The organism is Leptotrichia hongkongensis (genome assembly GCF_041538065.1).
In the GTDB taxonomy this organism is placed as follows: domain Bacteria; phylum Fusobacteriota; class Fusobacteriia; order Fusobacteriales; family Leptotrichiaceae; genus Leptotrichia; species Leptotrichia hongkongensis.
On record NZ_JBGORW010000003.1, the window covers coordinates 1 to 23,249 of the forward strand.

Sequence of the window (23,249 nt, forward strand, 5' to 3'; positions counted from 1 at the left end):
AGTGGACAACACAAGATTCGGAGTGACAGTAAATGGAGGATATGACACTAAAGGTAAGAACGTGAGAGCAGGAATAGGATTCAGAGCTATTTACTAGAGCGAAGATAAAATGTAGAATAAACAGAGAGGACAGTAGAACTTAGGTTTTACTGTTCTTTTTTTCATAAAAAAGGTATAATATTTATAAGGATAAAAATATAAATAATTCATTTAAAATTGAAGTCAAAATATGTAAGAATCATTGTGTTGTTAAATAACATAATAATCTTCTATTTTTATTTTAAATAGAAATTGTTGCATATTTTTTAGGAGGGATATTATGAAAAAAGTATTCATAGGAGTAAATATAATTTTATTGTGGATTACGATTTGGCATTTTTATAGATTTCCAATAACTGAAAATATGAGTTTGTCTTTGCACAATAAAAAAATTTATAGAAGACTGATATTTAATACAATTGATTCGATTGTTAAAGATAGAAATGACTTATTATTCAATATTAATTTTGGCGGGGAAGAGCAGGATGATGTAGGAAGAGCGTATGTGAAAGGATTGATGAAAAAAGGAGATGTGTGGATAGGATATGTTTACTCTTTTGATGAACTTGTAAAAGAAAGTCCAGCTTATGCTAGTAATCCACCAAATGGAGATGAATTGGTAGTGGAAGAATACGTAAATAAACATTCAGGATATTTTTATGTAACTTCAAATGATACTAAATATCATTTAACAAAAGAAGAAATAATGAGAAAATTTAATTTAAAAAAATTAAGTTTAAAAAATCCTAAATTTTTTGTAGATAAGTTTGGGACGGATAGAGAATTGTCAAATTGGCATAAATATACTTATGAACTGCCACAAAGCAAATTAAAGGATGAGAAAGATATAAAGAACGCAAAGAATATTGAAAAAAGAATAAAAAAGAGAAGAATTTTTTGGATATTGAGTTTAATTCTTTGTTTAATATTGCAAATATTATTTTTAATAAAAAATAAAAAGGGGACGATGCATAATGATTAATTTTATAGAAATAACGAATGAACTTTTTAAAAATAGCTTTGTAAATAAATTAACTGTAGAAGTTGTTTCTCTCAGATTGCTGCTGGCAGTTGTATTTGGAGGAATTGTTGGATATACACGTGAAAAAGACAATAAGCCTGCAGGATTTAGAACGCATATATTGGTATGTTTTGGAGCGGCGGTTATTTCTATGGTACAGGATCAGTTGAGACTTAATATTTTGGAACTTGCTAGCGTAAATTTAAAATTAACTGGGGTTATAAAAACAGATTTGGGAAGACTAGGTGCTCAAGTTGTAAGTGGGATAGGATTTCTAGGTGCAGGAAGCATAATGAAAGAAAAGGGGGAAACTGTTGGAGGAATGACGACTGCCGCTGGAATATGGGCAACAGGCTGTGCAGGACTTGGAATAGGATGGGGATTTTATAATTTAGCAATTCCAGCAATAGTGTTTATGCTTGTAATAATAGTAATATTTAAAAAATTTGAACCTAAAATTGTAAAAAAAACAAAACTTTTAAAATTTGAAGTAAAATTCTTGGAAGATAAAAATTATGCCAAAGGGCTTTTGGCAACATATGAAGTATTTAATCAGAAGTTGATAAAAATAACACAAATAGATAAAAATCAAGCTGAGAATACAGCAATTTTTACTGTAAATATGGATGAAAAAATTGATATTTCTGATATAATTGTATCACTTTCAGCTATTAAGACTGTGGAAATTGTGAAAGAGAACTATAATTAAAAAAGGAGCTTTTGATGCTCCTAAATTTTTTATTTATCTCGATAATGTGAACCACATTGCCATATTTCTAATGTATTATTTACAATTTTAAAAACAATTCGGTTTGCTTTATCAATTCTGACACTCCAATATCCAGCAAGATTTCCGGATAATTGTTCAGGTTTTCCTGTACAATGATATCCATTCCTGTCTATATCTTTAATTAGATTATTTATTTTTCTTATAATTTTTTTGTCCTGGATTTGCCAATAGAGATACTCTTCCCATGCTTCATCAGACCATACTTTTTTCACTATTCCACCTCAATTAATTCGTGTTCTTTTAATGTAGTTTTTCCCTCTTTTACATTTTGGATTGATTGATTTAGACGTTCCATATTTTGTTTGCTATAAAATGGATCTGCGGTTATTTCAAATGGTATCCGTCTTTCAGAACCTAATTTTTTTAAATAGATTGTTATAGCCGCTGATAAAGAAAGTCCCATATCAGAACATGCCTGTTCAGCATTTTTCTTGATGGTATCATCAATTCGTAAATTAATTTGTGCCATAAAATCATCTCCTTTCAAATATAATATACTATATTCTGAAGTAATTGTAAAGTGAATTTATATAATTTGCTATACAAAAAGTTTAGATAATTAGAAATTTGGTTCTGATTTTTATATTATTATAAATTTTAAAAAATATTTTATATTTTCTAAATACCATAATTACAGTCTTTATTGAGTATATTATAAATTTTTTGAAAAAATGTAAAAAAATTTTTAAAAAAGGGTTGACAAAAATATTAAATAGTGATATAGTATATTTGTTAGCAATCATAACAGAAGAGTGCTAATAAATAAAAATAATTTAAATTAAAAAGAAGAAGGTGATGTGTATGGAACAGAACTTTACGCAAAAAAGTATTGAGGCTATTTCAGAGGCTAATAACTTTGCGATTAGATATAGACATTCTGATATAAAGGTGGAACATTTACTGCTTGCACTTGTGGGGCAGATGGATGGATTGATTCCTAGCGTGCTTAAGAAAATTGGAATTGATACGACTGATATGATTAGGAAGATTGAGAGCAAACTGGAAAGTTTTTCTAAGATTGAAGGAGGAAATAGTGAGCCAAGAGCGAATAGTGAATTAAATAGAGTTCTCGTTGGAGCAAGAGATATTGCAAAGAAAATGGGAGACAGCTATATTAGTACAGAACATTTGTTTTTGGCAAGTTACGATAATAACAGTTTTTTGAAAGATTATGGAATAAATAAGAAACAGTTTGAAACTGTACTTGAAAATGTAAGAGGAGGTAGAAAAATTATGACAGATAATCCAGAAAGTACATATGAAGCATTAGATAAATTTGGAAAAGATCTGGTTGAACTGGCTCGAAAAGGTAAACTTGATCCAATTATCGGAAGAGATAATGAAATTCGACGGGCTATACAGATTTTATCAAGAAGAAATAAAAATAATCCGATTCTGATTGGTGAGCCTGGAGTTGGGAAAACAGCCATTGCAGAAGGGATTGCACAAAGAATACTAAAGGGCGATGTGCCTGAAAATTTGAAGGACAAGACAATTTTCTCACTTGATATGGGTGCCTTGGTTGCAGGAGCGAAATATCGAGGGGAATTTGAGGAAAGATTAAAAGCGGTACTAGAAGAAATTGAAAAAAGTGAAGGAAGAATAATTCTTTTCATTGATGAAGTACATAATATTGTGGGAGCAGGGAAAACAGAGGGATCTATGGACGCTGGAAACCTTTTGAAGCCAATGCTTGCACGTGGGGAAATAAAGGTTATTGGAGCTACTACAATTGATGAGTACAGAAAGTATATTGAAAAGGATGCGGCACTTGAGCGTAGATTTCAGCCTGTAATGGTAGATGAACCGACTGTGGAAGATACAATTTCAATCTTACGTGGATTGAAAGAAAAATTTGAGATTTTCCATGGAATTAGAATTACGGATAATGCGATAGTTACAGCGGCTACAATGAGTGACAGATATATAAACGACAGATTTTTGCCAGATAAGGCGATTGACTTGATTGATGAGGCTGCTGCAAAAGTTAAGACTGAAATTAATTCAATGCCAACAGAATTAGATGAAGTGACAAGACGTGTTATGCAGCTTGAAATTGAAAAAGTGGCACTTGAGAAGGAAAAAGATCAGGCTTCTAAAGATAGACTTGTTACATTAGAAAAAGAATTGGCAGAACTTAATGAGAAAAAAGCTGCATTTAAGGCACAATGGGAAAGTGAAAAGCAGGAAGTTGAAAAAATTCAAAATATTAATACAGAAATTGAGAAAATTAAACTTCAAATTGCTGATGCACAAAGAAAAAATGACTATAACAAACTGGCTGAACTGCAATATGGTAAATTGCCAGAACTAGAAAAACAAAGGGCAGATGAAGAAGAAAAAGCCAAAAATCAAAATCCAAGTGCGAATAAATTATTAAAACAGGAAATTGACAGTGAAGAAATAGCAGAAATTGTTGGAAAATGGACTGGAATACCAGTTTCAAAATTGTTACAGGGAGAGCGTGAAAAAATCTTACATCTTGCAGAACAAATGATGAAAAGAGTAATTGGACAAGATGAAGCAATTACATCAATAAGTGACACAATAATTCGTTCACGTGCTGGATTAAAAGATCCAAACCGTCCAATTGGTTCATTCATCTTCCTAGGACCAACAGGGGTAGGTAAGACTTATTTGACAAAAACTCTTGCATTTAACCTGTTTGACGACGAAAGCAATATTATTAGAATTGATATGAGTGAATATATGGATAAATTCAGCACCACAAGATTAATCGGAGCGCCTCCAGGGTATGTAGGATATGAAGAAGGTGGTCAGTTAACAGAAGCTGTAAGAAGAAAACCTTATTCAGTAATCCTGTTTGACGAAATTGAAAAAGCTCATCCTGATGTATTTAATATTCTGTTGCAACTACTTGATGATGGAAGGCTTACAGATGGAAAAGGAAAAGTTGTAGACTTTAAGAACACTATTATCATTATGACTTCAAATATCGGAAGTGAAATCATATTGGAAGATCCGCAAGTTTCAGAGTCTACAAAAGAAGCAGTGTTAAATGAAATGAAACATAGATTCAAGCCAGAATTCTTGAACAGAATTGATGATATTATCGTATTTAAAGCATTAGGAAAAGAAAGTGTAAAAAATATTATCTCACTTATTCTTGATGAAATAAACGATAAATTAAAGGAACAATATATAAAAATTGAATTTACAGACAAAGCTCTAGATTATATTGTAAACGAGGCTTATGACCCAGCTTATGGAGCAAGACCTCTAAAACGTTTTGTTCAAAAAGATATAGAAACTAACTTATCAAAAATGATTTTGAGTAATGAAGTTCCTGAAAATAGCACGGTTGTACTAGATAGTGATGGGGAAAAATTGATTTATAATGTAAAGAAATAGATTGATGTTTGTATAGCGGAATCAAAAAATAATTTTTTAGAAGGAAGCACCAGAAATGGTGTTTCTTTTTGTTTAATACTAAAATTTATTTAAACAATGAATTTATTATAAGCTTTTTTAAAACTAGTTTTACTATAAATGGTAAAGAGTATTAATTAGAGCAAAATCAAAGTGAAGATATTCCAAAAATTTGGAAAAAGCAATAAAATATGGTAAAATGTAATGAAAAACAAAAATAACGAAAGATAAATAATAAAATACTTAATTTAGATTTAATAATTCGAAAGGTGGCTTAAAATATGGATTTTACAAAAGTCAAAGAAAATGAGGAAAGAGCAATTTTAGAAAAAAGAGAAATTGTTAAAAAGGATTTTTGGCGACAAAAATATCATATTCAAGGAATTGTGGGGTTAATTAACGATCCAAACGGATTTTCGCAGTTTAAAGGGAAATATCATATGTTTTATCAATGGAATCCATTAGGAACCAATCATAAAAATAAGACATGGGCTCATAGTGTAAGTGATGACTTATTACATTGGAAAAGGTTGAAAACGGCTTTACGTCCTGATACCTGGTATTCTAAGGATGGAGCTTATTCTGGAAGTGCGATTGTAGATGACGATAAACTTTATTTGTTTTATACAGGAAATGTGAAAGATTGTGATGGGAATAGGGAATCTTACCAATGTTTAGCAGTTTCAAGCGATGGAGAAAATTTCGAGAGATGGGAGCCAAGTATTGTAAATCAGCCTAACGGGTACACTCGACATATAAGAGATCCAAAAATTTGGAAAAAAGATGGGAAATTTTATGCAGTAATTGGTATTCAAAGTGAAGATTTGGAAGGAAAAGCAGTTTTATACAGTTCAGAAAATATAAAAGACTGGAAGTTTGAAGGGGAAATTGCAGGAGCAAATCACGGAAAACTTAAAGATTTTGGATTTATGTGGGAATGTCCTGATTACTTTCAGTTAAAAGATGAAAAAACAGGAGAAGTTAAAGATTTATTAGTATTTTCACCACAAGGATTGGAGCCGGAAGGAGATTTATACAACAACAAATATCAGACAGGATATTTATTTGGGAAATTAGATTATAAAAAAACTGAATTTGAAATTTCATCAGATTTTGTCGAAATTGACAGAGGAAATGACTTTTATGCACCACAGTCAATGGAAGATGATAAAGGGAGAAGACTTATCGTAGGCTGGATGGGAATTCCAGAAGAAGAAGATTTTCCAACTGTAAAAAGTGAATGGCTTCACTGCCTAACTTTACCAAGAGAACTTAAAGTAATAGATGGAAAACTTTATCAAGTGCCTATAAAGGAAATGGAAAGTATCCGTGGAGAAAAAATTGAGTTTAGTGGAAAAGTGACTGGAGAAGTGAAAGTTGGAACAGGAGCAACTTATGAATTAAAAGCTAAATTTACTGATTTTAATTCTGATTTTGGATTAAAATTACGAACTGGTAAAAATAGTGAAACAGTTTTAAAATTTGACTATAATGATAAAAAATTTGTACTAGACAGAACAAAAGGTGAACAAGCTGATAAAAGATTAAGAAAAGTTTATCTTGGAGATATTTCGGAATTGGAACTTACTGTGTTTGTGGATAATTCTTCTGTGGAAGTGTTTATTAACGGCGGACAGGAAGTATTTTCATCAAGAATATTCCCTGAAAAAGAGGCGAATGGAATAATCGTTTTTGCTGATAAAGATGTAAATGTGGAAATAGAAAAATGGGAATGGAAATAAAGTTTTTTAAGTAAGAGAGGAAGAAATTGATAAAGAAAAAGAATATAAAATTAGATATAGTAAATTTACTAGATGAAATTCAGAATGGAAAATACAGTAATATCCAGTTAAATTACTATTTTTCTAAAAAAAATTATACAAAAAAAGAAAAAATGTTTATTACAAATGTAGTAAATATTGTGATAAAAAATTTGATTTATATTGATTATCTGATTGGGAAAAGTGTTAGGAATGTTAAAAAACGAAAAATAAAGCAGCTTTTGAGAATTTCGGTTGCTCAATTATTTTTTATGGAATCGGATAATGCGGGAGTTATTTTTGAGGCTGGAGAGATTGCAAAAATTTTGAATCCACATCAAGCTGGATTTGTGAATGCGACTTTGCAGACAATTTTGAAGAATAAAGAAAAATTTGATGAGGAAATTCCGAAAGATAACAGGGAAAGTATTGTTTTGTCCTATCCGCAATGGTTTGTGAATAAGATGAAAATTGATTATCCTGATGATTATTTAGAAATGCTTAAATCTTATAAAAAAAGAAGTTATTTGTCAGTTAGATTTGATAAAAATAAAATTACGAGAGAAAAATTTGAGGAATTGCTGAAGAATATTAAGACAGATGTCTTATTTTCTGTTGGAGAAGTTTATTATTTATTAAATGCAAATATTTTTGATACAGAAATTTATAAAAATGGAGATGTTGTGATTCAGGATGCATCATCTTATCTGGCAGTGAGAAATTTAGGCGTGAAAGATGGAGAAACTGTGCTTGATGCTTGCTCTGCTCCTGGTGGAAAATCTCTTGCGATTTTACAGCTGTTTAATCCTAAAAAGTTGATTTCTACTGATATTCATGAGCATAAAGTGAAATTATTGAATGAACTTAAAGGTAAATATGATTACAGCAATTTTGAAGTAAAATTGAATGATGCCACACAAATTGAGAATTTAGATATAATGTTTGACAAGATACTTTTAGATATGCCCTGCAGCGGACTTGGAGTTCTTAGGAAAAAGCCTGAAAAAATATATGATTTGACGACAAATGATATAAAAAATTTAAAGAAACTTCAGAAAAAAATATTTGAAAGTGCATATAAATCTTTAAAAAATGGTGGAGAAATGGTTTACAGCACTTGTACATTTTCTAAAAATGAGAATACTAATAATATTCAGTATTTTCTCGAAAAATATGAAGATTTAGAAATTATGGAAGTAGAGCTTCCTGAAAATATTGACAATATAAGAGATGAATTTGGGGGAATTTATATTTCATATAAAAATGAATATTTAGATGGGTTTTATATTGCAAAATTAAGAAAAAAATAAAAAATTTTTGAGTATAGTAAACTAAAAATGAAATTAAATTTTTTAGAGCTAGTTTATAAAATAGAAATAAATTTGAAAACGAAATATTCTATAAAAGTACAGAAAAAATAATTGAAAGGACATATTTGGAATGCGATTTGATTTGGATGATGATGTAAAATTCATATTGGAACAACTGAATAAAAACGGAACAGGATTTCTTGTTGGTGGAGCAGTTAGAGATAGAATTCTAAATAAGGATCCTGGTGATTATGATTTCGCAACTGATATAGGTTATTCAGAATTAAAAAGAATCTTTGCAGATTATAGCCCAAAGGAAATGGGAGCCCATTTTGGGATTCTTATGATAAATGTCAATGGAAAAAGTTATGAAATAGCAAAATTTCGTAAAGAAACAGGAGTTTACAACAGTAGATACCCAAAGGAAATAAAATTTGTAAAAACAATCGAAGAAGATTTAGCAAGACGTGATTTTACAATAAATTCACTTGCTTACAGCAAACAAACTGGAATAGTTGATTTGTATGGCGGAAGGCAGGATATTAGAAGGAAAGTTATAAGATTTGTAGGAAAACCTAAGTTAAGGATAGAAGAGGATGCACTTAGAATTTTGAGGGCCTTCAGATTTATTTCAAAGTTAGGATTTAATTTGGATAAAAAAACATCAGAAGCTATTTATAAAAAAAGGAAATTTTTGTCAAAAATATCTAAAGAGAGAATTTTTGACGAATTAAGTAAAATTTTAATGGGGAAGTATTCAAAAAAAGCTTTTATCGAAATGAAAAAATTACGAGTTTTAGAAATAATAATTCCAGAATTTCGTTATACCTATAATTTTAATCAGAATAATCCCAATCATACTGATGACTTGTTTAACCACATTATAAAAGTTATCCATCTTTGTGATTATGATTTGATAACGAGATTTGCCGCACTTTTTCACGATTTAGGGAAAATAAATGTGAAAATTATTGATGCAAAAGGTATTTTTCATTTTTATGGACATGAAAAAGAAAGTGCATTAATTGCGGAAGAAGAGTTGAGACATCTTAAAGCTTCTAATGATTTTACAAATTCAGTAAAAAAAATTGTAAAAAATCATATGTTAATTTATCAGGACGTTTCAGATAAGACGTTGAAAAAGCTGATTATAGAAATGGAAGAAAAAAATCTAAAAAGACTTTTCAATTTATTTTATGCAGATTTAAATTCTAAAGGAATTAGCAGAAAAAAAGAAAATGAAAAGATTTTGAAAAATTTTTGGGATAAAATTGAAAATATAAAAAAACAGGGGAAAATACCACAGTTTAATGATTTGGATATAACTGGAATTGATTTGATTAATCTCAAATTTAGTAATCGTGAGATTGGGGAAGTAAAAAATAAGCTGTATGAACTTGTCTTAGGAGATGAAATTGAAAATGAGAAGGAAGCATTATTAAAATATATTGTAAAGCATTACAACCTAAATGACAAATTTGAGTATGAAAATTCATGTGGAGCGATTGTTTTTAATGAAAATACTGAGAAAATTTTGCTTGTGAAAATGCACAATGGTAACTGGGGATTTCCAAAAGGACATATCGAAAACAATGAAACAAAGGAAGAAACAGCAATTCGTGAAGTTCACGAAGAAACAAATGTAAATATAAAAATTATTCCAAATTTTGAACGTGAAATAAAGTATATTCCAAACGAAAAAACTATTAAGAAAGTTACGATTTTTGCAGGAATTACACAAGAGGAAGATGTCAAGATTGATACTTTTGAAATTGAGGCTTTTCAGTGGTGTACTTACGAAGAAGCATTAAAGCTAGTTACTTATAAATTACAGAAGGATGTACTGGAAAAGGCAAGAAAAGTATTTGTAAAGTCGAAAACAGGTTAGAGTTTAGAAAAATAAATGTATGAGGAAAATGAAGTAAAAAAATGAAAACAGAGAAAATTTTAGGTTATGAAGTTCACAGAAAAAAAGTAAAAAATATAAATTTACGAATAAAGCCCAATATGGAAGTTTATATTTCTGTGCCAATGAATTTACATCGTGATTATATCGAAAATTTTATCCGTTCTAAAGAAGGATGGATAAAAAGTGTTTTGAAAAAAGTTGAAGATGTGAAGGAAAAACAGAAGGGATTTGAGTACAAAACTGGTGAAATTCATAAATTTTTGGGAAAAGAATACTATTTAACTGTGAAACTAGGAAACTTTAATGGAGTGAATTTAATAAATAATGAAAAAAAGCCGAGTATAATTTTAACAGTTAATGAAAATATTTTGGAAAATATTGACGAAAAGAAAAAAATTATAGAAAAATGGTATTTTGAAAATGCAAAAAAATTATTTCCGCAATTTATGGAAAAATGGCTAAAAATATTGGATGAACATGTGGAGAAAGTAGCAATAAAGCCTATGAAGACTAGATGGGGTTCGTGTAATTATGTAAAAAAGTATATAAATCTTAATACAGAGCTTATAAAAAGAACACCTTTTGAGATAGAATATGTGGTTTTACATGAATTGACACATTTAAAATATCCAAATCACGGGAAAGGTTTTTACAATTATATCGAAAGATATATGCCAAATTACAAAATTGCTGAAAAAATGCTAAATGCTAAACATTAAGAATATTTTTTCTTTAATACTATTTCCCGTTTAAATAGCAAATGTTTAACAAATTTTTAATTACATACTATTTAGCAAGGAATTAAAACTTTTGGTTCTTAATATAGTTTTTATTTTATAAGAAGATTTAATATTGGATTATTTTATTTAATATCAGCTTTTTACTATTTTTATTCGTTTTTTTCTTTTTTTCGCAGGATTGCTCATTGCCGCAAATCCTGCACCTATGGCTAGACTACGACTTTTATTTGTCCAACTCCGAAACTCCTCCTTGCAGTCGTCAAACAGTCGTAGTTGAACAAATAAAAGCTCCGTCAGTATTAAATTATATTTTAATTATTTAGCAATATTAGGATTTTATCCGTTGTTTAAATGAGGTTTAGTATAAATTAAAAGAGGAACTATCATTCAAAGATAGTTCCTTTATTTTTTTATTGACTTAATTAATTAGTATCTGTTATATCATAATCTACTAAAATTTCAATTTCTCCATTTTCATAAACAAAAAGTCCAGTAACAGCTTCGTGAGGCAAGTCACTATGCATTTTCTCGGCTGCTTTACGAATATATCCTTTTTGTGTTTCATCATCAGTAGGACAACCAGCACAGTCGCTATGCCCTGCCACAAAGATATGGTCAGATTTATGTTTATTAACCGAAATTAAAACAACCTTATCTTCTATTTTTTTTAAATAACCCTCATCACTAACAATTTTATTTACCGCTCCTGCATCAGTAATGGTATCAACAAAAGTATATCTATAATTACTTCTGATATATTCATTCAAAATATGAATAAATCTCCCATCCATACAGCATACTAAAGTACAAAACATAATATCCTCCCTCATTCAAACAACTATAGATTTTAAATTATTACAAATTTGAAGTCGCTTGAAAAATATCTTAAAGATGTTGAGATTATAGCATATTTATTGATAAAAATCAAAAATTTTAACTTAGTAAATTTTCTAGAAAATATTCAATCACATATTCTGCACATTTTATCCCATCAACTGCCGCCGACATAATCCCGCCAGCATATCCTGCACCTTCTCCACAAGGCATAAGACCTTCAATATTTGAGAAAAATCTCTCATTTCTAGGAATTTTCACTGGAGATGAACTACGGCTTTCGACAGCTGACAGAATTGCGTCATAATTAGCAAAACCCTTTATTTTTTTATCCATTAAGGTAATTCCTTCTTTTATGGAATCGTTTATAAATTGTGGAAAAATTTCATTTAAGTTTGCAAATTTGTAGCCTGCTAGGTAGCTTGGCTTTACTTTTCCTAATTTTGTTGAAATTTTATCATTTACAAAATCGCCAAATAGCTGAATAGGGGCTTTGTAATCTTTTCCGCCAAGCTCGAATGCTTTTTCTTCCAATTTTCTTTGAAATTCGACTCCAGCTAGAACGCTTTCTCCTGGGAAATCTTCAGGAAATACATTTACCAAAATTGCTGAATTTGCATTTTCCAAATCTCTCTGTGAATAACTCATTCCATTTACAACAAGTCTGCCTTCTTCGCTTGAAGATGGTACAACGACACCTCCAGGACACATGCAGAATGTATAAGCTCCACGTCCATTGCTTGTCTTTACATTTAATTTATATTCTGCAGCAGGTAATTTATCAGCAAATTTTCCATATTGCGAGTAATTTATCATACTTTGAAGATGCTCAATTCTGACTCCTACCGAAAAAGTTTTCCGTTCCATTGCCACATTTTCTTCATTCAGCATAAAGAAAGTTTCTCTTGCGCTATGTCCAATTGCGATAACTACAATATTTGTTGGAATTTCATAAATTTTATTTTTATCAGAATTTTCTACATTTTCAACTAAAATGCTTTTTATTTTGTTATTTTCAGAATCAGATTTTTCATAGTTTACTTTTACAAGTTTTGTACTAAAACGGTACTCTCCTCCAAGGTTTTCGATTTTATGCCTAATTTTACGCATTATTTCGATTAATTTATCAGTTCCGATGTGGGGTTTGGACATATAATTTATTTTTGGATCAGCACCAGCGAGAATTAATTCGTCATAAACCTTCTGAATCCGAAAATTATTTGTATTCGTGTTTAGTTTCCCATCTGAAAATGTTCCGGCTCCTCCTTCTCCAAACTGTACATTCGAATATTTATCAAGTTTTCCAGTTTTGAAAAAATTATAAACATCCTTTTCACGCTCATCTACATTTTTTCCCTGCTCAATGATAATTGGTTTTAATCCAGCTTCAGCAAGCACAAGTCCAGCAAAAATTCCGGCAGGTCCGCTTCCAACAATAACAGGACGTTTCACATTCTCAGTTTCTGTAAAGTTCTCAATTTTTTCCGTAGAATAAGGTTTTTTCTCAATTTTTCGGACATTTTTCACATTTTCAAATCTTTTCTTTTCTATTTCTTCATCAAAGTTAAAGGAAATATCCACCGCATAAACAAATACGATATTATCTTTTTTTCTAGCATCAATTGCCTGTCCTGCGATTTCAAATGATTTTACTTTATTCTCATTGATTTTGTAAAGTTTGTAAACTGTTTTTTTTAAATCATTTTCACTGTGTTTTACAGGCATTTTTATATTATTTATTCTAATCATTTTTCTCCTTAATTAGTTTGGTTGTTTTTAAAAGTTTTTAACATTATTTTTCGTTCTAAATAGTAAATTTGCTATAAATCTATTTTAGTAAGGGAGTTAAATTTTCTTGTTATCAAGTAAATAAAATACTATTTTTATAAAATTTATTATTAAGATATTTAATTTATTGAAATTTTAAATTATACTGTTTTTTTTAAAGATTTTTTCCTAAAAAATATCCAGAAGTCCACGCCCATTGCAGGTTAAATCCACCGCATTCACCATAAACATCCAGTATTTCTCCAGCGAAATACAGATTTTTAATTTTTTTTGATTCTAAATTTTCTAGATTTACTTCACTTAAAGGAATACCGCCAGCAGTGACTTGAGCTGCTTTAAAGCCATTTGTATCAACAATTTTTATTCTATATTTTTTTAAAGTTGTACAGATTTTACGAATTTCGTTGTCTGTAAGTTCATTTATACTTTTCGATAATTTTTCAATTCCTGCCGATTTTGTTAAAAATTGTCCCAGTTTTTTATTGACAACTCCATTAAAAAATTGTTCCATTGTAAAATCCTTTAATATTGTTCGACGTTTTTTCAAAATTTCAAAAATTTCATTATAAGTAAATTTTGGCATAAAGTCAATTTCAAATTCCACGTTTCTGTAAATTGGAAAAACATACGAAATATTGAAAACTACATTTCCAGAAATTCCAAAGTCCGTAAAAAGTAGTTCCCCATCATAAGTACAAATTTTTATTTTCTCTCCACTTTCGTTTTCTCCAAAAGCCGTAACTTCCACATCCGACTTAATACCCTTTAATCCTTTAATTTTTTCTTTTTCTGCCTTTAGCTGTACAATAACGGGTGTTAATTCTGTGACAGTATGCCCAAAACTCTTTGCAAGTTCATAGCCACTTCCATTTGATCCAAGTTCAGGATATGACTTTCCTCCAGTTGCAAGCACTACCTTTTTGGCAATTATCTGCCTTTTATCCTCAGATATTATCTTAAAATCGAACATTTCCTTTTCAATTTTTGTAACATAAAAGTCTGTAATTATCTCTATTCCAAGGCTTTGTGCATAAAATCTGAGTCCATCTACAATTGATGCAGCTTGTCCGCTAAGTGGATAAACTTTTCCACGATTTTCTTCATTACAAATAATTCCGACTTCATCTTCAAAGAATTTCATTGCATCCTGTGAAGTAAAACTCTCCAAAATTTTCTCAATAGGCTGCTTAATTTTTTCAATTCCAAAATAATTTCTATTGGAAGCATTTACATTTGTCAAGTTACATCGTCCATTTCCAGTTGTAAGCACTTTTTTCAGAACCCTCTCCTTTCTTTCCAGAATGACGACATCTTTCCCATTTTTCTTTGCAGTAATCGCTGTCAGAAAACCTGAAGCGCCGCCTCCAATTATTGCTATTTCTCTTTTCATCTTATGATTCCATTCTCCTAAATATTTATGATAAATTTTTTAAATTTTATTAATTTTTTGTTTAAATGCTAATTTATAAAATAAAAACGAGCCGTGTGCTCGTTTTTTTGTATGAAAGAAGTCTAAATGTAGAGATGGGGCGTCTCTATTAGACAGTTATTTATATCACATATATGTATATTTGTCAATATTCTAAAAAAATTCAAAATTAATTTTTTGTTGTAAATATTTAAAATTTATACTTCCAATATTTACAAATATTGGAATTTACCTTGCTTTTTTATTTAGAATATGTTATTCTTTGCTTATGAAAATATTGAAATTTATGAAAAAAAATAGTATATTATAGAGTAGTTAAATTTTATGAAAAAATAGGAGGTAATATGGCTTTAATTATACAGAAATATGGCGGAACTTCCGTTGCAAATGCCGAGAGGGTAAAGGAAGTGGCTAAAAGAGTTGTAAAGTATAAAAAGGCTGGACATGATGTAATCGTTGTTGTTTCTGCACCGGCTGGTAGGACTGATGAGCTAATAAAAAGAGCTTATGAGTTGTCAGATTCGCCAAATAAACGTGAATTTGATATGCTTTTGACTTCAGGAGAGCAGATTTCGATTGCATCACTTGCGATTGCTGTAGCTGATATGGGAGAAAAGGTTGTTTCGTTAAATGCTTTTCAAGTTAATTTTAAAACGACATCTGTGCATACAAAAGCTAAAATTATTGACATTGATACACAAATTATACAGGAAAAACTAAATGATGGAAATGTAGTCGTATTTGCTGGATTTCAAGGAATTACTGAAAATAATGAAATTACTACACTTGGACGTGGCGGTTCCGATACAACCGCTGTTGCACTAGGAGCAGCTCTTAATGCTGATGAAGTGGAGATTTACACTGATGTTGACGGAGTTTATACAGCAGATCCGAGAATTGTAAAAAATGCAAAAAAATTAGAAACAATTTCCTATCAGGAAATGCTGGAACTGGCTGCTTCAGGAGCAAAAGTCCTGCATCCAAGATCAGTTGAAATTGCAGCAAAATATGGTATAAAAATACATTTACGTTCATCATTTGACGATTCTGAAGGAACGATTGTACAAAGGGAAGAAGGATTTGATGAAATAGGAAATCAAAATATTAACATAAAAGGAGAAGCTATGGAAAAAGTAAAAATCGCTGGTATTACCTCTTCTAAAAATGAAGGAAAAATAACACTATTTGGAGTACCTGATAAGCCAGGAATTGCTGCAAAAGTATTTTCTAGACTTGCTAAGGAAAAAATTAATACAGACATAATCTTGCAAAGTTCAAGTGCAAACAAAGAATTAAATAATATATCATTTACTGTAAAAAGTGATGATTTGAAGGAAGCTGTGGCTATTTCGGAACAGATAAAAGAGAATATTGGGGCTGAAGGTGTTTCATATGAAGAAAAAATTGCAAAAGTCTCTGTTGTTGGAATCGGATTAAAAAGTCACTATGAAACTACTGCTGAAATATTTGATACACTTGCTGAAAATAATATAAATATAGATATGATTTCTTGCTCAGAAATCAATGTTTCTTGCATTATTCATGAAAATGATGTGGAAAAAGCAGTAAATGCACTTCATAAAAGATTCATTGAAATGGATAGCTAAGCTAGAAACAAAATATCAGAATAACCAAAAGAGAGGACTTTAGAAAATATGAAAATAGGAATTATTGGATTAGGAACTGTGGGAGAAGGAGTTTTTAAGGTATTAACAAATGAAAAGGAAAGCATTTTTGAAAAGTCAAGAGCTGATATTGAAGTAAAATATGCTTGTGATTTAAATATTGAACGTGAATTTTCATTTGATTTTGATAAATCAGTTCTTACAAATGACTACAAAAAAATATTAAATGACCCTGAAATTAAGATTGTTGTAGAGCTAATTGGTGGAGAAACTATTGCAAAACAGATAATTATTGAAGCATTTCAAGCTAAGAAAAGTGTTGTTACAGCAAACAAGGCACTAATTGCAAAATATGGAGTAGAATTGTTTCAATTGGCAAAGGAAAATGGAGTTTCATTCCTGTTTGAAGCTGCTGTTGGTGGAGGAATTCCTATTGTAACACCTTTGATGGAGAGTCTAGTTGCAAATACAGTTACTGAAATTCGTGGAATTATGAACGGAACTTCAAATTATATTTTGACAAAAATGAAAGAAGATAATTTATCATTTGATGAAGCACTAAAAATTGCCTCTGAAAAAGGGTATGCGGAAGCTGATCCTACTTATGATGTAGATGGAATTGATGCGGGACATAAAATAAATATTCTTGCCTCACTAGCCTATGGAGGTTCAATCAAGTTCAAAGATATGCAATTATCAGGAATAAGAGAAATCAGCACAGTTGACATTTTCTCAGCAAACCAACTAAACTCAACTATAAAATTAATTGCAAGCTCAAAACTTTTATCTGATAAATCAGTACAAATTTCAGTAGAGCCAACATTAATTCCAAACAGCGAAATTTTAGCAAAAGTTGACGATGTTTACAATGCGATTGAAACAACAGGTTCTTATACAGACAAAACTTTATTTTATGGAAAAGGTGCAGGAATGGATCCAACTGCATCAGCGGTAGTTGCAGACATCGTAAAAATTGTAACAAGAAACCATATTGAATCAGATTATTTCTTTAATTCTACAAAAGTATTTGAAATTGTGGACTCAAACACAGTGAAAGATTCTTACTATATAAGAGTTTCAGATGACTTTGATATAGAAAATTCGCCATTTGAACTAATAAATCAAATTGAAAATTACTATATCATCTTAGCAAATAATATTTCAAAAAATGAAATTAACGAGATTTTGAAAGATGCAAAAGAGAAGCTTATATTGAGAGTTATGAAATAATATATTTTTATAATTTACATAATTAAAAGGGCATTTTTATGCCCCATTTTTTGTATTTTTATTATTTTGTTTCTTTTTCTTTAAATGAATTTATAAAATCAATTCTTTCTTCACATTTTTTAGCAACAAACTGTATAAAATCAGTCCAGTCACCTGTTAGCGAACCTTTTTCCAGACTTTCAAAATAAATTGCTTTTTCCGACTTTTCAATAATTATAGGAGGATAGCCATTTTTCATAAGCTCAAAATTTAGAAGGAGTCTGGAAGTTCTTCCATTTCCATCTAAAAATGGATGTATTTTAACAAATTCACCATGTAAAATAGTTGCTCTTTCTATCGGGTGCAACTCATTTGTCTCATTTCTATACCATAACATTAATTTTTCCATTTCAGGAAGTATCATGTAAGGCTGTGGTGGAATATGCTCTGCACCGCTTATATAGACTGGGACTGTTCGATACTGTCCTGGATTTATATTTTCAATGCCTTTTGTTACTAAACTATGAATATCTCTTATCTCTTTTTCTGATAGTTCCGTATCATCTTTTATAATTTCTTCTAAATAATAAATGGCTTCAGCATGCCCTATTATTTCAAGATGTTCTCTCATAGTCTTCCCGCCAACAGTTATCCCATCTTCAAGCAGAACTTTTGTTTCCATCAATGTAAAAGTGCTTCCTTCAATTGCATTGCTGTTGTATGTCCATTTTATTATTAGATCCTCTCTTAATTGTTTCAATAAATGTTCATTAAGTTTTGTTTCTTTGTATTTATTTAATTTTTTATCTATTTCTTCAAAATTTATTTTATATTTTTTTATTTTCATATTATTCCTCGCTTTATTATTTTAAAAATAAACTTGAAAATTATAACTATTTTCTCGAAACTTTTGTTTTATTTAACTTTTATAAACTTAATTTCATAAAACAAGTATATCAAATTTTTTTTTGAAATACAATTTTGATTTTTAAGAAAAAATATAAAAAATCAGAAAATCCCTCAATTATTAAGTTCATTCCTGATTTTATTTTACATAAATTCTAAATTAATTATTTTACAATTTTTAAAATATCTTCCACAATTTGCTCTTTCGTTAATCTATTATTTTTAAACGCCACATCTGGAGCCACTCTATCAGTAAATTCCTTTTTGATACCATAATTTAAGACTTTCATATCAGAAGCCCCGTAGAATCTCGCAATTTTTTCTCCAAATCCACCGTCAATTACACCATCTTCTAGTGTAACAACTAATTTATGTTCTGCTTTTAATTCGTTTAGCAATGTTTCATCAATCCCTGAAGCATATCTTGGATTAATCAATGTTGCATCAATTCCATTTTCTTTTAAAAGTTCTTTTACTTCTTTTCCTAATTTGTAAAAGTTACCCAGCCCTAAGATTGCTATGTCTTTTCCTTTTTCAGTAACAAGATATTTGTTTAAGTCGCTAAAATCTTTTTGTACATTTCCTGTATCTTCTGACAATTGAGAAGGCACTCTTATTGCAACGGGATGTCCTTTGTATTCAATTGACCAGTCTAGCATTGCGAAATATTCTTCCTTACTTGTTGGAGCTAGAAATACGATATTTGGGATATTTGACACTAATGAGATATCAAACCAGCATAAGTGAGTAACATCACTCATTCCACCTAGCCCTCCGCCGAAAATAAGAATGGTAGCTGGATTATTATTTATTGCCAAATCTTGAGAAAGCTGATCGTAAGTTCTTTGAATAAATGTGCTAAAAACTCCATATATTGGTTTTCCTCCATTTTTAGCCATTCCAGAAATCATTGCTACAGCCTGTTCCTCTGCAATTCCGACATCAATAAACTGTTTTGCAAATTTTTCTCTTCTATCCCTTGTAAATCCTAAAACAGTTGGTGTTCCAGAAGTTACAACAGCTACTGTTGAATCTTTTTCCATTTTATCCATCAAAAATTCAGCAGTATCATTACTCAATCCACCAGAATAAGAATTACGTTTTTCTCCTGTTTCTGGATCAAAAGGCATTCCATAGTGCCAAGTTTCCTTATCCTTTTCAGCGTAAGGCAGTCCTTTTCCTTTTTGAGTATGCACGTGAACAACTATTGGATGATCAATATCTTTTACTTTCTCAAAAACTTCTATCAAAGCCTCCAAGTCATTTCCTTTATTCACATAAATATAGTCAAGGCCTAGTGATTTAAAATAATTGTTTTGAGCCTGTCCGTTACTTTCTCTTAATTCTCTTAAATTTTTGTAAAGCCCTCCGTGATTTTCAGCAATCGACATATCATTGTCATTTGCAATAATAATCATATTTGTATTAAGTTCAGAAGCTACATTAAGCCCTTCAAATGCTTCTCCGCCGCTAAGAGAACCATCTCCAATAATTGCAATTATATTTTCTTTTACACCACGTAAATCTCTCGCTTTAGCAAGTCCAGTTGCTAAACTGACAGATGTCGAAGTATGCCCGATTTTAAAGAAATCATGCTCGCTTTCATCTTGATTGGTATACCCTGAAACTTCCAAATACCTATCCAAATCTAAAAATCCAAATTTTCTCCCAGTAATGATTTTATGCGGATAACATTGGTGCGAAACGTCAAATACAAATTTATCAACAGGTGAATTAAATACCTTGTGTAACGCAATTATTAACTCAACTGCTCCAAAGTCAGGACCCACATGTCCCCCTTTATTGCTAACTCTGTGAAGCATTGCATCCCTAATATCCTGTGCTAATACTATTAATTCTTCTCTACTTAATTTTTTTAAGTCTTCTGGCGAATTTACTCTTTCTAATGCCATTTTTTCCCTCCTGTAATTCATCAAATTTCTTTCCTGAATTGTAACAAATATCCCTTATAATTTCAAATGCTTTTTTCTTATTAGTAATTATGCCTTTTAGTAATAGCTAAATCTAAATTATTAAATTTTGATATTTTTTTGAAAATTAAAAATATTTTTAATGGTTTAAATTATAATAAATTAACTTTGAGATTAATCAAAAAAAATTGTTGACAATAAATATTAAATATAGTAAAATAAATATATGAATAAATGTTCATACGTTTAAATAAAATAAATTTGATAAATAAAAAATGGAGGTTAAGTTCATGAAAACTAATGAATGCACATTGTTTATTGATGGGGTAGACTGCCCAAATTGTGCTGCTAAGATTGAACGTAAATTAAATACATTGCAAAGGATTAAGGCAGCTACTGTCGATTTCCTTGGAAAACGAGTTATTATAGAATCTGAGAATTTTTCGCAAGATGAACTGGCAAAATTTATTCAAGATGAAGTAAGTAAAATTAAGGACGGAGTAAAGATTTCTACTAAAAAGCTCCATGCCCACAGCCATAGTCACTCGCATTCTCATGCACACGCTCACTCCCATGATCATAGTCACGCTCATGGAGAAGAGGATACTGATAAAATAAAGAAAAAATTATTAATTGGTGGAATTTTATTTGTTTTAGGAATTTTTATTCCAAAAACTTTATTTATTCCTAAATTAGCTGTATTTCTAATAAGTTATTTCATAATTGGTGGCGATGTGCTGCTGTCTGCTGTAAAAAATATTTTGAAGGGGCAAATCTTTGACGAAAACTTTTTGATGGCGATTGCTACAGTTGGTGCATTTGCTATTGGGGAATATCCTGAAGGTGTGGCTGTTATGCTATTCTATCAGCTTGGGGAACTATTTCAAGGTATTGCAGTCAATAATTCAAGAAAATCTATTATAGCGTTAATGGATATTCGTCCTGATTATGCAAATCTTAAAACTGATAATGGAATAAAAAAAGTAAATCCCGAAGAAATAAAAGTTACTGACATTATTGTAGTAAAACCAGGAGAAAAAGTACCTTTAGATGGAAAGATTATAAATGGAAATTCAGCTTTTGACACTTCTGCACTAACAGGAGAATCGTTGCCACGTGAAGCAAAATCAGGAGATAACGTCCTAAGTGGATTTATAAATAAAACAGGGCTTGTGGAAATTGAAGTTGCAAAAGTGTTTTCAGAATCAACTGTTTCCAAAATACTTGACTTGGTGGAAAATGCCAGCAGTAAAAAGTCAAAAACAGAAAACTTTATTACAAAATTTGCAAAATATTATACTCCAGCAGTTGTAATAACAGCTTTAATTATGGCAATTTTCCCTCCATTGTTAATTTCAGGCGCAACATTTACAGACTGGATTTATCGTGCTTTAATTTTCCTTGTTGTATCTTGTCCATGTGCTTTGATTATCTCTATTCCATTAGGGTTTTTTGGTGGAATTGGTGGTGCTTCAAAACACGGAATTCTGGTAAAAGGTGCAAATTATCTGGAAGCATTGAATGATGTGGAAAGTGTCGTTATGGACAAAACTGGAACTTTGACAAAAGGTATCTTCAAAGTTACTGAAATAAACGTTGAAAATAATGTAAAAATAAATGACTTTGAAAATAATAAAACTGATTTGACACAATCTTTACTATTAAAATATGCTGCACATATTGAAAAATTTTCAAATCATCCTATTGCACAGTCAATAGTTTCTGAATATGAAAATACTGTTGCAAAAATTGATGAAAGCGTTATAAAAGATTTTGAAGAAATTTCAGGATTTGGAATAAAGGCTAACATAAATAATCATCAGATTTTAGCTGGAAATTCTAAATTGATGAACTTGGAAAATATTAAATTTACTGAAAAAGAAAATTTAGGAACTGTAATTTACATTGCATTTGATGGGCAATATATCGGAAATGTCCTAATTTCTGATGAAATAAAAGCAGATTCTCCAAAAGCAATCAAAGGAATGAAAGCAAACGGAATCAAGGAAATTATAATGCTTACTGGTGATAACAATGCAATTGGTAAAAACATTGCTCAAAAGCTTGGGATTGATAAAGTTTTTGCTGAACTGCTTCCAAATGAAAAAGTTGAAAAACTGGAAGAAATTTACAAGACTAAAAGTGAAAAAGGGAAGGTTGTATTCGTAGGAGATGGAATAAATGATGCTCCTGTACTTGCCAGAGCCGATATTGGAATCGCAATGGGAGGTGTTGGAAGTGATGCTGCCATCGAAGCTGCTGATGTTGTAATAATGAACGATGAACCTTCAAAAATCGTAACTGCTATGAAAATAGCCAAAAAAACTAAAACAATTGTTTGGCAAAACATTGCTTTAGCATTTGCTGTAAAATTAATAGTTCTAATTCTAGGGCTTTTTGGGGATGCAACAATGTGGGAAGCTGTATTTGCAGACGTTGGTGTTGCCTTACTTGCTGTATTGAATGCAACTAGAGTTTTGAAATATAAAGTTGATGAAAATTAAAATGTAAATAAAAAATCGGAAGAAAATATCTGACAAATTAGATTAACTTCCGATTTTTTTTTAT

The 23,249-nt window shown here is 30.3% G+C and carries 17 protein-coding genes; 10 read left to right on the forward strand and 7 right to left on the reverse strand.

From position 1 onward, the window contains the following. Positions 1–319: 319 nt before the first annotated feature. Both ACEG17_RS02730 and ACEG17_RS02735 read left to right on the forward strand, forming a co-directional pair. Positions 320–1,021 (forward strand): hypothetical protein, encoded by a 702-nt coding sequence (locus tag ACEG17_RS02730; protein WP_372582448.1) that lies wholly within the window; start codon positions 320–322, stop codon positions 1,019–1,021. After that, complete coding sequence (locus ACEG17_RS02735) at positions 1,014–1,769, forward strand: MgtC/SapB family protein (RefSeq protein ID WP_372582449.1); 756 nt, start codon at positions 1,014–1,016, stop codon at positions 1,767–1,769. Before ACEG17_RS02730 ends, ACEG17_RS02735 begins: the two co-directional genes overlap by 8 nt. Before the next feature lie 29 nt (positions 1,770–1,798). Here the strand turns inward: ACEG17_RS02735 and ACEG17_RS02740 are convergent, their stop codons facing one another. Both ACEG17_RS02740 and ACEG17_RS02745 read right to left on the reverse strand, forming a co-directional pair. Then, complete coding sequence (locus ACEG17_RS02740; protein ID WP_372582450.1) at positions 1,799–2,062, reverse strand: Txe/YoeB family addiction module toxin; 264 nt, start codon at positions 2,060–2,062, stop codon at positions 1,799–1,801. Beyond that, positions 2,062–2,319, reverse strand: coding sequence for a type II toxin-antitoxin system RelB/DinJ family antitoxin (locus tag ACEG17_RS02745; RefSeq protein WP_314294381.1), 258 nt, complete (start codon positions 2,317–2,319; stop codon positions 2,062–2,064). The genes ACEG17_RS02740 and ACEG17_RS02745 overlap by 1 nt, the downstream gene beginning before the upstream one ends. 332 nt (positions 2,320–2,651) lie before the next feature. Between ACEG17_RS02745 and clpB the strand changes: the two genes are divergently transcribed. From clpB to ACEG17_RS02770, 5 genes are all read left to right on the forward strand, one after another. Further along, the gene (gene clpB, locus ACEG17_RS02750) at positions 2,652–5,222 is read left to right on the forward strand and encodes an ATP-dependent chaperone ClpB (protein ID WP_372582451.1); all 2,571 of its coding nucleotides are present in this window, start codon (positions 2,652–2,654) and stop codon (positions 5,220–5,222) included. A gap of 299 nt (positions 5,223–5,521) precedes the next feature. Beyond that, positions 5,522–6,982 carry a glycoside hydrolase family 32 protein gene (locus tag ACEG17_RS02755; protein WP_372582452.1) on the forward strand — a complete coding sequence of 487 codons (1,461 nt, stop codon included), beginning with the start codon at positions 5,522–5,524 and terminating at the stop codon, positions 6,980–6,982. Between the two features lie 26 nt (positions 6,983–7,008). Then, on the forward strand, positions 7,009–8,310 hold the full coding sequence (gene rsmB, locus ACEG17_RS02760; protein ID WP_372582453.1) for a 16S rRNA (cytosine(967)-C(5))-methyltransferase RsmB: 1,302 nt from the start codon (positions 7,009–7,011) through the stop codon (positions 8,308–8,310). A 130-nt stretch (positions 8,311–8,440) separates the two neighbouring features. Further along, positions 8,441–10,198, forward strand: a complete 1,758-nt coding sequence (locus ACEG17_RS02765) for an NUDIX domain-containing protein (RefSeq protein WP_372582454.1) — start codon at positions 8,441–8,443, stop codon at positions 10,196–10,198. A 41-nt stretch (positions 10,199–10,239) separates the two neighbouring features. After that, on the forward strand, positions 10,240–10,938 hold the full coding sequence (locus ACEG17_RS02770; RefSeq protein WP_372582455.1) for a M48 family metallopeptidase: 699 nt from the start codon (positions 10,240–10,242) through the stop codon (positions 10,936–10,938). A 443-nt stretch (positions 10,939–11,381) separates the two neighbouring features. On the opposite strand, the gene ACEG17_RS02775 is transcribed toward ACEG17_RS02770, so the two are convergent. The 3 genes from ACEG17_RS02775 to ACEG17_RS02785 all read right to left on the reverse strand — a co-directional run bounded on the left by ACEG17_RS02775 (position 11,382) and on the right by ACEG17_RS02785 (position 14,971). After that, entirely contained in the window at positions 11,382–11,774 is a 393-nt protein-coding gene (locus ACEG17_RS02775) for a carbonic anhydrase (RefSeq protein ID WP_372582456.1), read from the reverse strand. Between the two features lie 118 nt (positions 11,775–11,892). Continuing rightward, the gene (locus tag ACEG17_RS02780) at positions 11,893–13,542 is read right to left on the reverse strand and encodes an NAD(P)/FAD-dependent oxidoreductase (RefSeq protein ID WP_372582457.1); all 1,650 of its coding nucleotides are present in this window, start codon (positions 13,540–13,542) and stop codon (positions 11,893–11,895) included. A gap of 193 nt (positions 13,543–13,735) precedes the next feature. Beyond that, the gene (locus ACEG17_RS02785; protein ID WP_372582458.1) at positions 13,736–14,971 is read right to left on the reverse strand and encodes a BaiN/RdsA family NAD(P)/FAD-dependent oxidoreductase; all 1,236 of its coding nucleotides are present in this window, start codon (positions 14,969–14,971) and stop codon (positions 13,736–13,738) included. Positions 14,972–15,354: 383 nt separating this feature from the next. On the opposite strand from ACEG17_RS02785, the gene ACEG17_RS02790 reads away from it, so the two are divergent. Both ACEG17_RS02790 and ACEG17_RS02795 read left to right on the forward strand, forming a co-directional pair. After that, positions 15,355–16,617 (forward strand): aspartate kinase, encoded by a 1,263-nt coding sequence (locus tag ACEG17_RS02790; protein WP_372582459.1) that lies wholly within the window; start codon positions 15,355–15,357, stop codon positions 16,615–16,617. A gap of 48 nt (positions 16,618–16,665) precedes the next feature. After that, positions 16,666–17,865 (forward strand): homoserine dehydrogenase, encoded by a 1,200-nt coding sequence (locus ACEG17_RS02795; protein WP_147005765.1) that lies wholly within the window; start codon positions 16,666–16,668, stop codon positions 17,863–17,865. A 61-nt stretch (positions 17,866–17,926) separates the two neighbouring features. Here the strand turns inward: ACEG17_RS02795 and ACEG17_RS02800 are convergent, their stop codons facing one another. Together ACEG17_RS02800 and ACEG17_RS02805 are read right to left on the reverse strand one after the other, a co-directional pair. Beyond that, positions 17,927–18,691 carry a Fic family protein gene (locus tag ACEG17_RS02800; protein ID WP_372582460.1) on the reverse strand — a complete coding sequence of 255 codons (765 nt, stop codon included), beginning with the start codon at positions 18,689–18,691 and terminating at the stop codon, positions 17,927–17,929. A 223-nt stretch (positions 18,692–18,914) separates the two neighbouring features. Further along, positions 18,915–20,663, reverse strand: coding sequence for a 1-deoxy-D-xylulose-5-phosphate synthase (locus ACEG17_RS02805; protein ID WP_372582461.1), 1,749 nt, complete (start codon positions 20,661–20,663; stop codon positions 18,915–18,917). Between the two features lie 308 nt (positions 20,664–20,971). Between ACEG17_RS02805 and ACEG17_RS02810 the strand changes: the two genes are divergently transcribed. Then, entirely contained in the window at positions 20,972–23,185 is a 2,214-nt protein-coding gene (locus tag ACEG17_RS02810) for a heavy metal translocating P-type ATPase (RefSeq protein ID WP_372582462.1), read from the forward strand. Positions 23,186–23,249 lie beyond the last annotated feature (64 nt).